Origin of the sequence: Pedobacter sp. MC2016-14 (assembly GCF_020991475.1) — a bacterium.
In the GTDB taxonomy this organism is placed as follows: Bacteria; Bacteroidota; Bacteroidia; order Sphingobacteriales; family Sphingobacteriaceae; genus Pedobacter.
On record NZ_JAJMPA010000002.1, the window covers coordinates 36,024 to 48,309 of the forward strand.

The following is a 12,286-nucleotide window of genomic DNA, read 5'->3' on the forward strand; positions in this document are numbered from 1 at the left end:
TAAAACTGAATATATGTCTAATTTCTTTTCTTCGTTAAAAAATGCCTATAAGCTGTTCAAAAGTGTAGATCTGGCACAATTAGAAACCCTTTCTAAAAAGGTTGACCTTCCAAAAGTAATCGATTCTTTTTCTCATCTTGATGATACCCAGCTAAACGGACTCATGAAAATGATGGGATCGTCTAAAAAAGTCAAAGAGTTGCCGGCTATAGAAGGTGATTTCTACCATTTGGGGGACGAGGCGCTAAAGGATGATGATCGGGCATTGCAGCTTAGGGTGCGGGCATTTTTGGAAAAAGAAGTTAAGCCTGTTGTAAATGGATATTGGTTAAAAGCAGAGTTTCCGTTTGAACTTATCCCAAAAATTGCGGAACTCAATATCTGCGGGTTAACCTACAATGGTTATGGTTGCCCCAACAGATCAAATTTGATGGAAGGGATGCTTGCTATGGAAATGGCACGGATTGATACGTCAATTTCCACTTTCTTTGGCGTGCAAAGTGGACTTGCCATGGGCTCTATTTATTTACTTGGCTCCGAAGCGCAAAAGCAAGAATGGCTGCCCGCTATGCAACAGTTTAAAACGATAGGTGCATTTGGTTTAACTGAACCCGAAGTTGGCTCAGGAGCGGCCGGAGGGCTTACCACTACAGCTAAAAGGCAGGGAAGTAAATGGATTTTAAATGGACAAAAGAAATGGATTGGTAATGCGACTTTTTCCGACATTACCATCATCTGGGCAAGAGACCTGGATGACAATCAAGTGAAGGGCTTTTTGGTCCGTAAAGGCACTAAGGGTTTTGCGGTAGAGAAAATGCAAGATAAAATGGCTTTAAGGATAGTGCAAAACGGATTAATTACGCTCAGCAATTGCGAGGTAGATGAAGAAGATCGTTTGCAAAATGCCAATTCATTTAAAGATATGGCCAAGGTACTAAAGATGACCAGGGCAGGAGTGGCCTGGCAGGCCGTAGGTTGTGCCAGGGGAGCTTATGAAAGTGCACTGGCCTACACCAGGACCAGAAAACAATTTGGTAAGCCCATTGCTTCTTATCAGCTGATTCAGAATCATTTAGTAGAGATGCTGTCTAATTTAACCGCTATGCAAACTTTGTGTTTTAGGTTGTCCCAATTGCAGGATCAGGGCTTACTTACCGATGAACATGCCTCACTGGCAAAAGTCTTTTGCTCTATGCGTACCCGTGATGTAGTAAGCAGGGCTAGAGAAGTGATGGGTGGTAATGGTATTTTGCTAGAATATGATGTAGCCAGGTTTGTTGCAGATGCAGAAGCTATTTATTCTTATGAAGGTACAAAAGAAATCAATACCCTCATTGTAGGCCGGGCTATTACTGGTTTTTCTGCATTTGTTTAGTCAAACTAACGTTCCCCATAGCGCTTTTTTCGTAAAGCGCTATGCAAGAACTGTTAAAAGCCGGGTCAAAGTTAACCTTGCCAGCGTAAGCTTTTGCAGGTACGGAACTCCCTTCCATAAAATAATAAACTTTAGTATTTCCACCTTTCATGTGTGGCTTGTAATTGCCATACTGCTCCATTTCTGTCCATAGAGTGTCCTTTACCGTTACAATAAAAACATATTGCACAGGGCCGGTATTGTTTTCATTTCTGTAATGTGTAACCTCTTTAAAGCCAGCTTTTAGGTCATTCACGCCAGGCTGTGAGAAGGTGCCTTTAAGCATCCACCCTACAAGGATCAATACTGCTATGGCCAAAATCACATTAAACTTTTTGTTTTTCATTACAAACCAGGTAAAATTTGATTCATTACTTCCAAACCTTCGTCAATATGCTTTTTCTCTATACATAGCGCAGGTCTAAAACGAATGGTCTGATTGCCGCAGCCCAGAAACATCACATTTTTATCCATACCTTTTTGTACAAAAGCGTTTCTCATTTCTTTGCTGGCAAAGTCAAAAGCACATAACAATCCCTTTCCCCGCACGTTGCTCATTTTATCATATTTCTGTGCCAGTTTAGCCAGGCCATCCTGTAAATAATTGCCTACCTCTGCAGCATGGTTACATAGCTGGTCTTCCTCAATAATAGACAATATCTGAGAAGAACGTACCATATCAACAAGATTTCCTCCCCAGGTAGAGTTGATCCTTGAAGACACATTAAATACATTGTCAGGAACTTCATCTACCTTATTTCCCACTAAAATTCCGCAGACCTGCATTTTTTTGCCAAAAGCAATAATGTCTGGTCTGGCTTTTTCGCTAAAATTTTCATGACACCAGAATTTACCAGAAAGACCTACGCCGGTTTGCACTTCATCATATATAAGGAACGCCTCATTATCGTCTGCAAGTTGTTTTAGCTGGATTAAAAATTCTTCCCTCAAATGATTGTCGCCCCCTTCAGATTGTACAGGTTCTACAATGATTGCACAGATGTCATCCTTATTATCAAGAAAGGCTTGTTTAATTTGTGCAATGGAAATTTCTTCAGTTTTGATAGCGGTTTCCAGGTTGTCTCCTTCCAATGGAAATTTAACCTGAGGTACGGAGACCCTTGGCCAATCAAATTTTGCGAACCATTTGGTTTTATCAGGAAGGGTATTCGTTAAACTTAAGGTGTAACCAGTTCTTCCATGAAATGCTTTCTCAAAGTGTAATACCTTAAAGCCTTTTTCTTCCTTATATCCTTTGCCAAAGTTCTTTTGCACTTTCCAGTCCATTGCAACCTTCAGCGCATTTTCAATAGCTAAGCCACCTCCGGCAATAAAAAATGCATGTGGCAGATAAGATGGAATACCAACTCTTGAAAACGTATCTACAAACTGCGCATACTGCTGGGTGTATACATCAGAATTTGAAGGATTGGCAAGTGCCGCCTGGAAAAGGTTTTTCTTAAAGTTCTCATCGTTCAGCATTTTAGGATGGTTGTATCCCAGCGGAACGGAAGCAAAACAGGTAAAAAAATCCAGTAAACGACGTTTGTATTTGGCATCGTAGATGTATGCACCCTGACTTAGTTCCATGTCATAAGTTAAGTCAAAGCCATCCGCTAAGATGTGCTTGCTCAAAGTCTCATTTACCTGGTCAGGAGCTATTGTAAGCTGGTACATATGTTCAATTTTTGGTGTCTCCAAATGTAACAAAAACCGCCTGATTAACAAATTGAGGCACTATTTTGCAAAATCATGGTTTAAAACGTTTAAACTATGATTTTGCCTGAAGACTCATTTTTTTAAATAGGATTTTGATCCATAAGTTTGATAAAATTGATTTTTAAAAACTTCATCAGCGTCGTATTTTCTTTTTAAATTGAAAAAACCATCAGCATTAGGATATGCCTTGCTCATTTGTGCTTTAGTAGCATGTAGGCGATAAGGCAGGTAATAAGTTCCTTTTAAATCCGCTGTAATTTCAATAAGCTTTTGGGTTAAGGTTTTCATTTCTCGTTCTACAGCAGGACTTCGCTGTTGACTAAATAGCATTACAAAGCCAAATACGTCGTTATTTGCATAGGCTAAAAAAGTATCGGAATCACGCTTCACATATCTAATCGTGATGTTTAGTAAATCTGAATTGTATCTCGGTAGTATTTCCCTTAACTGTTTAATAAACGTTGGCGCTGCCTCAATCGGAATAAAATATTCATGTAATATATCAGTATAATCGGGCGCTGTATTTTGAAATACTTCAACCCCTTCGTTCATCAACCTGTTCCTTGTAAACTTTTTATCATTGATCAGAAAGGTTGCAGCTTTTTCAATACTCCAGCGTAAGTTTTTGCCATAATTACTCCCTACAGAACCTCTAAATAGTGTGCGTCGAAAACCAGCCATGTTATTTCCTCTGCTTAATTGTTTAGGTATTGTATGGTCGTCAGTATAGGTACACAGGATTGCTTCTTCCATAAAATGATCTGGGTTCACATTAATCCTCCCATAAGCCATATCTACATTAGGGTTTTTTCTCACCTGCTTGTTAAATTCCTTCACATAGTCATCGCTTTTAATAATGTACTGATGTGCTGTATAGGTTTTGTTGGTGGTAACTTTTAATTCTAAGTCTAATATCACTCCAAATAAGCCATAACCTCCTAAAACCAGAGAAAACAACTCTGCATTCTCCTTTCTGCTGCAATTTAAAATTTCACCAGAAGCATTCATCAGTCTAAATGACTGTACTGTAGAAGATATTGGGCCGGCCATTGCCTGCCAACCATGGCAGTTAACGCTAACAGAGCCTCCAATGGAAAAAGAGTTGTTAGACTGCATCACAAAAACAGATCTATTTTTATCGTCCAGAAATTTAATCACATCTACCCATAATGCGCCAGATCCAACATGTAGAATGTTGTTCGTGCTGTCTAGCCTTAAATAGTTAAAGCCTTTCATATCCAGTAAAATTCCGCCCTTATAAATGGTATGGCCACCCATGCTGTGTTGTGCGCCGGCTATTGCTATATTTTTCTTTCGCAAATGCGCCTTTTTTATCAGTTCTGTAATTTGAGCAGTGGTCGCCTCATGGTTTTCATTAACTTTTATTAGGGTGTCAATTTTTGTTCTATTAAGCCTACTGGCATCTTGAGTAGTGCCGTATTCATTTTGCAGCTTTATAGCGTCATCTTTTATCCAGGTGTACAATAAGAAGCCAATTGGTCTTAAAAGGAATATGAACAGGAGTATAAAAATAAGTGATATAACTTTTTTAAAAACGCTTTTTGATTTCATGATTTTAAAAGAACTTATCTTTCATACCCATAATTCCAAGCAAACCTCCGGTATGGAGTGCTACAACTTTAGCATTTTTGTCCAATTCGCTGGTTGATGCAAGGTCATTAATCGCATAAAACAGTTTTCCGGTGTAAACCGGGTCTAGCAATATCCCTGTATTGGCACTAAAGTTTTTGATAAAAGTGATCAGTTCAGGCTGCGTTTTTGCGTACCCACCAAAATCATAACCGGTATGCAGTACAAGCTGATCAAGATTGCCCAGGTATTTAAACATTTCGGCTGCAATAAAGTCCCCGCCTTTTAATACCGGAATTACGTGAAGTTGGGTTTTAAGACCGGCATCCTGAATGCCTTTGAGCAAGCCTGCGGCAGTAGTACCTGTGCCAGCGGCACAAAATAAATGGTCAATATCCGGGGGCAGTTCTGCTATGATTTCAGCACATCCTTTTACTGCTTCTGCAGAAGCGCCCCCTTCGTCTATAAAATAAGCTTCTGGGTTAGCTCCAAAATATTCGTCAAATAGTTGTTGCTTATTTTTGTAATGCTGCCTGTCTGTAAATATCAAGTTCATGCCAAACAAGCGGCAAAGCGTTAGCATTTCATTGTTTACCTCTTCACCTCTAACAAAAGCAGTGCTGCTAAATTTGTTTCCTGTATTTGAGGCGGCCGATCTTGCGCATCCCGCTGCGGTAGCCACCAGGTGATTTGAATACGCACCGCCAAAGGTTACCAGATGTGTTTTGCCAATTGATGTGGCATCCTGTATAAGATATTTCAGCTTTCGCCATTTATTTCCGGAAATGAAAGGATCAATTAAATCGTCCCGCTTAACCCACAGTTGAGTTAAAATTGGGTGATTTAGATGCTGAAAAGGACTGAATATGTTTGTGAACATTCACAAATATAAACGCTTTTATTTAGTTGTACTTAAGTTTAAAAATGGAGGATTTGAAGATTAGATTACTAGAATAAATCAGCGTGTGTTCCCAGTCTCAATAGTATTAATGTGAACATCTAAATAGAATCAATGAACGACCTTATATTTTTAATAGGTTCATTTAATTCTATGCCATTATGTGCGTTATGAATGGTTTTTACAGTTAAGGCATTTGGTGTCCTATTTGTTGCGTTAATGATTTTAACATTGAATTTCTTCAATATTTCCTTTAAAACTGTGGCTTCTTTATCGGGTATTTGAATTGTTAAAGTTTCCATAGAATTTTTATTTATGAAGCAAATATAGTTATAAAATAAAAGCATTCAAAACTATAGAAATGGAATTGAATTAACCTCTATTAACCCCTAAATAAGTCAACGATGGGTGATTTAGATCCTGAAAAGGACTGAATATGGTTGTGAACATTCACAAATGTATTCTTTTCTTGACATGTGTATAAGCCTTAGAAGTAGATCTTTTTAAGCAGGTAGGGGAAAAAATTCAATAAGATTTTAACGTTTTGCGTAAAGTTTTTCATAAAGGTAGGTTTTGGTTACAAAGTTCCTTGCAACAAAAAACCAGCCAATTTCTTTCTTTAATATGTAATTGTTAAAGATTAGTTTTGCATTCGCTTACTGAGGCCAAAGGGTTCAGTAAAAAAGGCGGATTACAGATGGAAAATAACAACACGGCGCAGGATTTAGAGGAACAGGATTTATACGAACACTTTAATATTGTTGTAGATAAAGGACAATCTTTGCTTAGAATTGATAAGTTTTTGATGCACCGTATGGAAAATGCATCACGTAACCGAATCCAAAATGCCATAGATGCAGGTAACGTATTGGTGAACCAAAAAACAATCAAAGCAAGTTATAAGGTAAAGCCATCAGATGAGATTTCCATTGTATTTCCTCATCCCCCAAGAGATACCGAAGTTTACCCTGAAGATATTCCATTGAATATTGTTTATGAAGATGACGATCTGCTGGTTGTAAATAAACCTCCGGGCATGGTGGTGCATCCAGGATACAACAACTATACTGGTACACTTGTAAATGCGCTTGCTTTCCATTTTGAACAACTACCTCAATTGCCCGGCAATGAAGGCAGGCCGGGTTTGGTACACCGCATAGATAAAGATACCTCTGGTTTATTGCTGATCAGTAAAAACGAGATCACAATGACCAAACTTGCCAAACAATTTTTTGACCATAGCATTACCCGTAAATACATTGCGCTTGCCTGGGGAGATATCGCTGAAAATGGGACAGTTACCGGCTACATTGGCAGGAGCTTAAAAAACAGAATTGTGCAAGATGTATTTGATGATGAAGAAAAAGGCAAGTGGTCTGTAACACATTATACCGTACTGGAGCGTTTAAACTATGTAACATTAATTAGTTGCCAGTTAGAAACAGGCAGAACTCATCAAATCAGGGCACATATGCAACACATCGGCCATACCTTATTTAACGACGCCACTTATGGCGGAGACAAAATATTAAAAGGTACAACCTTTACCAAGTACAAGCAGTACGTAGCAAATTGTTTTGAATTGATGCCCCGTCAGGCACTACATGCCCAAACATTAGGCTTCATACATCCTACTACAAAAAAATACATGGAATTTGAAGCACCGCTGCCAGCAGATTTTGATGCGGTGCTTAATAAGTGGAGAAATTACGTTGTACAGTCTTAAAGAACATATCAGCGCATGCCACAAGAATACATCATACATAATAACGAATTTATTGCTATTGACCAACCTGTTTTAAAGGCCGGCAATCGTGCATTCAGATATGGAGATGGTTTGTTTGAATCCATGCGGATGAGCAACGGTAAGCTCAGGTATGCAGAAGACCATGCCGCACGCCTTGCGGCGGGCATGAACGCCTTAAAGATGGAAGGCGGTGTTTTGTTTGACGATTACTTTCTAAAGCAAAAAACGGCCGAGCTTGTAAAAAGGAATAAACTAAAAGACAATGTACGGTTTAGGCTCTCGGTATACCGAGAAGGAGCTGGTCTATATACCCCAGATAGTAACAAATCCGGGTACCTTTTGGAGGCATCGGCATTACCAGATGGTAATTACGGGCTCAATAAAAAAGGATTGATCATAGACGTTTACGATGAGCTCACTAAGCCGATAAATAAGCTTTCTAACTATAAAACTACAAGTTCCCTGCTGTATGTAATGGCTGGGCTTTTTAAAAAGCAACAGCAGCTAGATGAAGCCATTGTTATTAATGAGAACGGCTTTTTATGCGAAAGCATCAGTTCTAACTTGTTTGTAGTATACGAAAAGCAAATCTATACCCCTGCGCTTTCTGAAGGTTGTATTGCTGGTGTAATGCGTAAGGTGGTGATGGAGATGGCACAATCCAACGGCATCTCAATTGTAGAAGCCCAGATTAATCCAGAAATTTTAAACGAAGCGGAGGAGGTTTTTTTAACCAATGCTGTGGGTGGTATTAGATGGGTGATGGGATACGGCAGGAAACGTTATTTTAATGAGGTTTCCAAGCATTTGAGCAGCTTGCTTAATCACTTACATTAAGTTTTCAAGCTGATATAACAACCATTAAAATGGGCGACATCACTAGAATTACTAATTCAATAGGATTTATTTTTCCAAAGTAATGCTATTTAGCATCGCCTCTACCATTTTTAGAGCCTTATCATTATCAGCGGGATAAAATCTCAAAGATCCGAGAATAGAAGTATTCTCATGACTTTTGTTCACTAATTGAAATGAATATGCATGCCGTGCCCCCAGATTGGAGTACGTAATTAGTACTTCGCCTGCACTTACATTTGTTATGTACGATCTATAATCAGATTGGCCTTTTTTCCTATTCAAATTGTCTAAACGTTTTTTTGAGGGAATTATAAATTCAGATTTTCGCACATTTGTTCCTGAACTCAGCGTAAGTTTCATTGTGCCAATTTCATAATTGATGGGCAAAATTTTATCGACCACGGCTTCAGAGCCAAATGACTCCATATATTTTGCTTTTAGCGCCAAATCAATTTTTCTAACCGCTCCATTTGGTAATTTCATCGTTCCATCTTTGCCAACTTTGAAAGTTTCCTGCGCATGGCAAAATGCACATAATAAAAGTAAGGTGTTAATTAGTATCAATCTCATATTTAAATATTTTTTAATTACAATTTACTGGTCCGTGTGTTGTACATTATTAAGTAATCCAGCCCTCAATGGTATAAAATATGGTGAGTTATTTTGTTTTTCATATACATAGCTAATTGAGAGGTGATCTGCGAATACCTCCCAATTAATTCCAGTTAGCTATAATAGGTTGTCGTTTATTAAATTATAAAGTTGATCTGTCTTTTGACTATCCTGATATTCTTACTATTTACCCATTTCGAAAAGTAAAAATGTTGTCTCCGTAAACCCGATAGTTGAATTTTGAAGTCCCCATTCTGGATAACCGTTTTGCTAAAATTGGCACCGAAAAATTTAAATCCCTTTCCATAGCTTTTTCTCCATCGGGCAACATAATGAAAATGAAATGTATTTGGATCTTCCAGCAATATTATAGTTGTTTTTCCAAATCGTCTTACAGATACTATTCCGGTTTCGTGATTCATGTTAACTGTTTGAAAAGCTTCGGACAAGATATGGTTTACTAATAAGAGAAAATCGGTGCTTAATAAAAACCCGGCTACTAGCCCAACCAATGTCAATAACCAAATATCGGTTGAATAGGAGGAAATGACGATCATGGCACCAATTGCAACGCCCATAGCTAGATATAATGCATAGCAGATCAGTTCTAATGTCGTATACTTAAATTTGCGGTTTAAAAAGCTTTTCGATTTGTTAGTCTCGCGTACAGCCCTGTCTATAAATGTTATCATAACTAACATTATAAAAAATCCTATCACAAGACCCGTGACCGTGCTTCCGCGTAAATTGATAGTTTCTAAGATGAGCATTTAACATATTTGTATGTAAAAATATAAAAAAATGGTCAAAATTGCACCGAGTAGGAAAGATGCTTCAATTCTTGTTGCGGAACTTATCATTCTCGTGCAAAATAGAACTTGATAAATTGGGTATAAGGAGGGGGATTGCCCAAGGAAAGTTGGAAGAAATCAGAAGGTTTATTACGAGTTTACTTCCGGCTTAGTTGTCGATTGTTTGACGATCGACAACTAAGTGACAAAGTAGGGACAATGAAAGGGTAGGAAAAGGGGTAGGGAAAGTGCAACTTACGCCCAACTTACTATCTAGTTAATATTTGCAAGGCTAATAGATGAAATGCAGTAACTATTTACTGTGGGCGTAGATATATAATATTTCATCATTTTTTTCGCCTAGAATGATTGATCCATCTTCAGTCCAATTGCTGAGAACACCAGAAATTTCGGTACTCAGTTTTGGGGTTTTGGTTGATTAGTATCTTAAAAAATTGCGACTTTAGCTTTACAAACGCATTCCCCTTAAAAACTCTTCAATTCCCATTCGCTTTTTACCCTCATACTGTACATCTTTAAGGGTAATAAAACCACCTTTGGCTGCAAATTTTAGAAAAGTCTTGCCATCAGTTAAAAAACCTCCAGCCGCAATGCCTGGTTCCGTCTCTAACAGTTCAGCTTTAAAAATCTTTAAAGTTTTATCCTGTAGTTTTGTAAAAGCAGTAGGGTATGGGCTTAACCCCCGGATTAAATTGTATACTGTTTTTACAGGCTGGTTCCAGTCAATCTGGCAAAAGTCTTTAAATATTTTCGGAGCATGTTTCAGTTCGTCACTTTGTATTTGAGGCTGTTCTGCATATGTACCATCTTCAATGCTTTTTACGGTCTTTACCAGTAAGCCCGCACCTACTACCATTAAGTTGTCATGTAAATCTCCAGCGGTATCATTGGGTTCAATGCTTACCCTTTCTGCTGCAATAACATCGCCTGTATCAATTTCGTGTTTTAGAAAAAAAGTGGTTACACCACTTTCTGTTTCGCCATTAATGATGGCATGATTAATAGGCGCCGCACCACGATATTGAGGTAATAAAGAGGCATGAAGGTTAATGGTTCCTTTTGGTGGCATGTTCCATACTACCTCTGGCAACATCCTGAAAGCCACTACCACCTGTAAATCTGCCTCCAGACTTTTTAATTCGGCTACAAATTCAGGATCTTTAAGTTTTAAAGGCTGCAATACACGGAGCCCTTTTTCTGTAGCATATTTTTTTACCGCACTTTCAGTAAGTTTTTGTCCGCGTCCGGCAGGTTTATCTGCTGCGGTAATTACGCCAACTACATCAAAGCCAGCCTCTACCAAAGCATTTAGTGAAGCCACTGCAAAATCGGGGGTACCCATAAAAACTAATCTCATCCTTCTGTGTTTGTAGATAACAAAATAACTAAATTAAAACGGATATTTTCCTCAAAAATGTATGGTTCAAACTCCTGAAGAGATCAAAGAAATAGGATTGGTTTACATAACCGATGGCATGCCGGGCATTTATAGAAAGGGTAAGCCAGGTAATTTTCATTATGAGGATAAAAACGGCGCCAGCATAAATGATGAAAAGCAGTTGGACAGGATAAAAAAACTGGTGTTGCCGCCAGCATGGACCAACGTATGGATTGCCTCTAAAAAGAATGCGTATCTGCAAGCTACAGGCTTGGATGTAGCAGGAAGAAAACAATACCGATACCATGCAGATTGGACTTCAAGGCGTTCTGATCATAAATATTTTCGGTTGCTTGAATTCGGCAAAGCCTTGCCCATAGCACGTAAAAGAATAGCAAAGGATTTAAAAAGAAAAGAGTTTGACGAGCAGAAGGTTTTAGCGATCTGTGTGCAGGTGATGCAAAAAACGTTGATTAGGGTGGGGAACGAATCTTATGCGCAGATGTATGGCAGTTATGGATTGTCTACCCTTAAAAACAAGCATGCTAAGGTAGATGGCAATACCTTAAAGCTTAAATTTGTGGGTAAAAAAGGGGTGAAACAGGAAGTTGCCCTAAATGACAAAACCCTGTCTAAAATGGTAAAAAGGGTGATGGAGATTCCGGGACAAGATTTATTTCAATATTATACCGACGGTAAGGAACATAGAGCCATAGATTCCGGAAAGATCAACAACTATATCCGTGAAATAACCGGAAGTGATTTCACTGCAAAAGATTTCCGTACCTGGGGTGGAACGCTTGAGGCATTACGGCAGCTTTCCATCTGTACAACTAACGTGGAAGAGCCAGAAAGACCAAAGAAAAAAGTAATTGTACAGGTATTGGATTGTGTAGCCAGTAAGCTGGGGAATACGAGGGCTGTATGTAAAAGTTCTTACGTTTACCCTTTGTTACTGGAGGCTTTTGAAAATGACCAGTTAGGTAAGTATCTTAAAAAGATTAACAAAGAAAAGCCAGAAAGCATAATGGCTATTGAAAATGACGAGAAGGTATTGATGAAATTTTTAAAAGAAGCACAAAAGAACGTAAAGAAATAGATTTCTTGAAGCTGTGCTCTGTCGAGAAGACTCCAGAAGTTGCAGTGTGAAATTCACTGACCCTTTTAATTAAATTCTGTATATTAACGGGCTATATGAGTATGAGTGCCCGAATCAGATTAAATTGATACAGGTAGTATTTGCTAACTTGTATAAGTA

General features: G+C 38.5%; 12 protein-coding genes. 4 read left to right on the plus strand and 8 right to left on the minus strand.

Features of this window, described 5'->3' with window-relative positions; genetic code table 11:
- Positions 1-13: 13 nt before the first annotated feature.
- Positions 14-1,375 carry an acyl-CoA dehydrogenase family protein gene (locus LPB86_RS12620; RefSeq protein ID WP_230644428.1) on the plus strand — a complete coding sequence of 454 codons (1,362 nt, stop codon included), beginning with the start codon at positions 14-16 and terminating at the stop codon, positions 1,373-1,375.
- Here LPB86_RS12620 and LPB86_RS12625 read toward each other — a convergent pair.
- The 5 genes from LPB86_RS12625 to LPB86_RS12645 all read right to left on the minus strand — a co-directional run bounded on the left by LPB86_RS12625 (position 1,350) and on the right by LPB86_RS12645 (position 5,923).
- On the minus strand, positions 1,350-1,760 hold the full coding sequence (locus tag LPB86_RS12625; RefSeq protein ID WP_230644432.1) for a hypothetical protein: 411 nt from the start codon (positions 1,758-1,760) through the stop codon (positions 1,350-1,352). The two genes, LPB86_RS12620 and LPB86_RS12625, sit on opposite strands and share 26 nt — an antisense overlap.
- Positions 1,760-3,091 carry an L-lysine 6-transaminase gene (gene lat, locus LPB86_RS12630; protein ID WP_230644435.1) on the minus strand — a complete coding sequence of 444 codons (1,332 nt, stop codon included), beginning with the start codon at positions 3,089-3,091 and terminating at the stop codon, positions 1,760-1,762. Before lat ends, LPB86_RS12625 begins: the two co-directional genes overlap by 1 nt.
- A 114-nt stretch (positions 3,092-3,205) precedes the next feature.
- Positions 3,206-4,705 (minus strand): FAD-binding oxidoreductase, encoded by a 1,500-nt coding sequence (locus LPB86_RS12635; protein WP_230644438.1) that lies wholly within the window; start codon positions 4,703-4,705, stop codon positions 3,206-3,208.
- A 4-nt stretch (positions 4,706-4,709) separates the two neighbouring features.
- Positions 4,710-5,603 (minus strand): 1-aminocyclopropane-1-carboxylate deaminase/D-cysteine desulfhydrase, encoded by an 894-nt coding sequence (locus tag LPB86_RS12640; RefSeq protein ID WP_230644441.1) that lies wholly within the window; start codon positions 5,601-5,603, stop codon positions 4,710-4,712.
- A 119-nt stretch (positions 5,604-5,722) separates the two neighbouring features.
- Positions 5,723-5,923 carry a hypothetical protein gene (locus LPB86_RS12645; protein ID WP_230644443.1) on the minus strand — a complete coding sequence of 67 codons (201 nt, stop codon included), beginning with the start codon at positions 5,921-5,923 and terminating at the stop codon, positions 5,723-5,725.
- Between the two features lie 395 nt (positions 5,924-6,318).
- On the opposite strand from LPB86_RS12645, the gene LPB86_RS12650 reads away from it, so the two are divergent.
- Complete coding sequence (locus tag LPB86_RS12650) at positions 6,319-7,347, plus strand: RluA family pseudouridine synthase (RefSeq protein WP_230644447.1); 1,029 nt, start codon at positions 6,319-6,321, stop codon at positions 7,345-7,347.
- A 15-nt stretch (positions 7,348-7,362) separates the two neighbouring features.
- Positions 7,363-8,205 (plus strand): aminotransferase class IV, encoded by an 843-nt coding sequence (locus LPB86_RS12655; protein WP_230644450.1) that lies wholly within the window; start codon positions 7,363-7,365, stop codon positions 8,203-8,205.
- 66 nt (positions 8,206-8,271) lie between these two features.
- Here the strand turns inward: LPB86_RS12655 and LPB86_RS12660 are convergent, their stop codons facing one another.
- From LPB86_RS12660 to fmt, 3 genes are all read right to left on the minus strand, one after another.
- A complete protein-coding gene (locus LPB86_RS12660; RefSeq protein ID WP_230644452.1) occupies positions 8,272-8,796 on the minus strand; it encodes a hypothetical protein in 525 nt (174 codons plus the stop codon).
- A gap of 179 nt (positions 8,797-8,975) precedes the next feature.
- On the minus strand, positions 8,976-9,530 hold the full coding sequence (locus LPB86_RS12665; RefSeq protein WP_230644454.1) for a hypothetical protein: 555 nt from the start codon (positions 9,528-9,530) through the stop codon (positions 8,976-8,978).
- A 568-nt stretch (positions 9,531-10,098) separates the two neighbouring features.
- Positions 10,099-11,007, minus strand: a complete 909-nt coding sequence (gene fmt / locus LPB86_RS12670; protein ID WP_230644456.1) for a methionyl-tRNA formyltransferase — start codon at positions 11,005-11,007, stop codon at positions 10,099-10,101.
- Positions 11,008-11,068: 61 nt separating this feature from the next.
- Here fmt and LPB86_RS12675 point away from each other — a divergent pair, with 61 nt between their 5' ends.
- Positions 11,069-12,127 carry a DNA topoisomerase IB gene (locus LPB86_RS12675; protein WP_230644458.1) on the plus strand — a complete coding sequence of 353 codons (1,059 nt, stop codon included), beginning with the start codon at positions 11,069-11,071 and terminating at the stop codon, positions 12,125-12,127.
- The last annotated feature ends 159 nt before the right edge of the window (positions 12,128-12,286 follow it).

What these genes read in the sequence shown, in the direction of transcription:
- LPB86_RS12620 (WP_230644428.1), top strand. Translation starts at nt 14, where the DNA reads ATGTCTAATTTCTTTTCTTCGTTAAAAAATGCCTATAAGCTGTTCAAA.
- LPB86_RS12625 (WP_230644432.1), bottom strand. Translation starts at nt 1,760, where the DNA reads ATGAAAAACAAAAAGTTTAATGTGATTTTGGCCATAGCAGTATTGATC.
- lat (WP_230644435.1), bottom strand. Translation starts at nt 3,091, where the DNA reads ATGTACCAGCTTACAATAGCTCCTGACCAGGTAAATGAGACTTTGAGC.
- LPB86_RS12635 (WP_230644438.1), bottom strand. Translation starts at nt 4,705, where the DNA reads ATGAAATCAAAAAGCGTTTTTAAAAAAGTTATATCACTTATTTTTATA.
- LPB86_RS12640 (WP_230644441.1), bottom strand. Translation starts at nt 5,603, where the DNA reads ATGTTCACAAACATATTCAGTCCTTTTCAGCATCTAAATCACCCAATT.
- LPB86_RS12645 (WP_230644443.1), bottom strand. Translation starts at nt 5,923, where the DNA reads ATGGAAACTTTAACAATTCAAATACCCGATAAAGAAGCCACAGTTTTA.
- LPB86_RS12650 (WP_230644447.1), top strand. Translation starts at nt 6,319, where the DNA reads ATGGAAAATAACAACACGGCGCAGGATTTAGAGGAACAGGATTTATAC.
- LPB86_RS12655 (WP_230644450.1), top strand. Translation starts at nt 7,363, where the DNA reads ATGCCACAAGAATACATCATACATAATAACGAATTTATTGCTATTGAC.
- LPB86_RS12660 (WP_230644452.1), bottom strand. Translation starts at nt 8,796, where the DNA reads ATGAGATTGATACTAATTAACACCTTACTTTTATTATGTGCATTTTGC.
- LPB86_RS12665 (WP_230644454.1), bottom strand. Translation starts at nt 9,530, where the DNA reads ATGATAACATTTATAGACAGGGCTGTACGCGAGACTAACAAATCGAAA.
- fmt (WP_230644456.1), bottom strand. Translation starts at nt 11,007, where the DNA reads ATGAGATTAGTTTTTATGGGTACCCCCGATTTTGCAGTGGCTTCACTA.
- LPB86_RS12675 (WP_230644458.1), top strand. Translation starts at nt 11,069, where the DNA reads ATGGTTCAAACTCCTGAAGAGATCAAAGAAATAGGATTGGTTTACATA.